1 protein-coding gene is annotated in these 476 nt (G+C 48.7%); it reads left to right on the top strand.

Annotation, left to right across the window (positions count from 1 at the left end; translation table 11 throughout):
- Window positions 1-476, top strand: a 476-nt coding sequence (locus AB4375_RS00010) for a VCBS domain-containing protein (RefSeq protein WP_372050822.1), incomplete at both ends; no start/stop codon positions are given.

Consider the following 476-nt stretch of genomic DNA (forward strand, 5'->3'; position numbering starts at 1 on the left):
CCGGATTCTATTTCAGGCACCAACGGTGACCTGACTATTGATGCTAATGGTCATTGGGTGTTCACTGCCAACAGCGCGTTTAATCAGTTAAATATCGGCGACAAGATCGAAGAGACCTTCACGGTGTCGTCTGTTGATGGCACACCCTCGACCATCAAGGTGACGATTAACGGTACTAACGACACCGCTACTGTCAGCAGTGCGACCGTCGCCATCGATGAAACCGACAAAGCGGTAACTACCTCAGGTACGCTAACCAGTACTGACGTGGATAATCCAGATAATACCTTCACGCCCGATTCCATTGCAGGCACAAATGGCGACCTGACTATTGATGCTAATGGTCATTGGGCGTTCACCGCCAACAGCGCGTTTAACCAATTAAACGTCGGCGATAAAGTCGAAGAGACCTTTACGGTATCATCAGTTGATGGAACACCGTCGACCATAAAAGTGACGATTAACGGCACTAATGA

Origin of the sequence: Vibrio sp. 10N.261.51.C6, assembly GCF_041471785.1 — a bacterium.
GTDB classification, from domain to species: Bacteria; Pseudomonadota; Gammaproteobacteria; order Enterobacterales; family Vibrionaceae; genus Vibrio; species Vibrio crassostreae_C.